The organism is Phaeobacter sp. 11ANDIMAR09, assembly GCF_001294455.1.
Lineage (GTDB): Bacteria > Pseudomonadota > Alphaproteobacteria > Rhodobacterales > Rhodobacteraceae > Pseudophaeobacter.
The window spans coordinates 1-1,514 of the sequence record NZ_LIKT01000081.1 but is presented as its reverse complement, the minus strand read 5'-3'; the positions used below and the strand labels follow the sequence as shown (position 1 = coordinate 1,514).

Annotated in this window: 2 protein-coding genes; one reads left to right on the top strand and one right to left on the bottom strand. The window is 52.5% G+C overall.

Going from position 1 to position 1,514, the window contains the following annotated elements:
* Positions 1 to 170 precede the first annotated feature (170 nt).
* A complete protein-coding gene (locus AN476_RS23310; protein ID WP_216598421.1) occupies positions 171 to 1,151 on the top strand; it encodes an endonuclease domain-containing protein in 981 nt (326 codons plus the stop codon).
* Between the two features lie 80 nt (positions 1,152 to 1,231).
* Here the strand turns inward: AN476_RS23310 and AN476_RS23195 are convergent.
* Positions 1,232 to 1,514 (bottom strand): zincin-like metallopeptidase domain-containing protein (locus tag AN476_RS23195; protein ID WP_253279977.1); only part of this gene is annotated, 283 nt, incomplete at its 5' end.

The following is a 1,514-nucleotide window of genomic DNA, read 5'->3' as shown; positions in this document are numbered from 1 at the left end:
GCGCGAGGATACGGGTTGCAGGCTTTGACGACGCGCCTGCGCGGCGCTTGCCCATTGACGGGACGCGACAGGGATGTTGGGCGGACCAATCAAACTGAAAGAAGCCTGAAGGAGGTGAGCGGGCTGAAAGCCGGTCGATCCTCTGCACAGTCCGTTTCTCAGGGCGGCCCGTGCGCAGCAGCACGGGCCACAATTTTCACTGCGATCATTTCCACCCCAATAAGAACGTGGATGTCTTATCCCGAAAGAAGATGTTTCTGTTCCATTGGCACTGGCAGCACGCTACAGTTGAAAAAACGATTTCGAGCGACCGCCCATTGAAACTCAAAGACTTAAGACGAGACAACATCCCGCTACGCACCGGAATTTTTCTGGCCTCAATTGCGGTCGGCTTCGCTTTTCCACTGGCGTTTTTGTTCTCGGCAGTAATGGCTTTTGCCCTTTACTCCGACCTTGTCAGCATAGCCAGAGGTGAAAGCAGGCCCATAAGCTTGGAAGACATAAGTGTTGAGGACGACAACTGGCTCGAGCGGTTTCACGCAGCATGCGAGTCACCGGCTGAAAAGGCGTTCTTAGATGCTATGATCTCAAGACACTCGCTAACTCCATCCCGAGGGCAATTGACCGGATCAGGGGTGAAGCTGGAATTACAAGTTCCTATATACCCTTACAGGCTCGACTTTCTCGCAAACGAACGCCTTGTAATCGAAATTGATGGAGCCGCTTATCACTCCTCGGCTGAAGCCATTGAGCGCGATACAAAGCGCGATCAATACCTTCATTCCAAAGGCTACCAAGTCCTGCGCATTCCAGCAAAGCACCCGTTATTTAAGCCCGACTTTGCTATCTCATTGGTTGAGGACGCCATCGAAGATTTGAATAGAGCCAACGCGCACCGGACGGCCAAAATCAAAGAGAACCTACATCCTACGAGCGTTTGGTATGCAGCGAAGAAAGGCTTGAGTGACTTTTCCGACGGGCTGAGCAAAGTTACGGCTGAAGTTCACCGAAAAGCCGAAGAACAAAAAGAGAAGGATCGGATCGCGGTTGAGATGGAAACTGAGCGCCGCATGAAAGCAATCCAAGAAGAATTGGATGCTGACGAAGAACTCCGCGAAATTTTTGAGAAATTAGAACGAGAGTTCAAATGATCGTCTCCTAGGGAACGGAAAATCTAGTGTTGACGCGCCGCATTTGCGGCACGTCATCGGTGGTAGAATTGCGGGGCCGTTCATGCTGCGGCCGCTTTCGATTGACCTGCGGCTGCTAGGACAAAATCGGCTGCCTTCTGCGCCTCGGACGCCGCGCGGAAAATCGCCCGCTTGTCCTCTTTGAGAGCTTTCAACCAGCCTTCAACATAAGCGGCGCTTTGGTCGAATTCCGGCGCGACGCCAATCTGAGCACCAAGGAAACAAGCACCGATTTCCGCCACCAGCTCTTCAAAGGAATAGGCTTCGCGGTTGGCAAATTTCTTGATCCGCTCAAGCCGCTTTTCGCTGCCAGTCCAATGGATT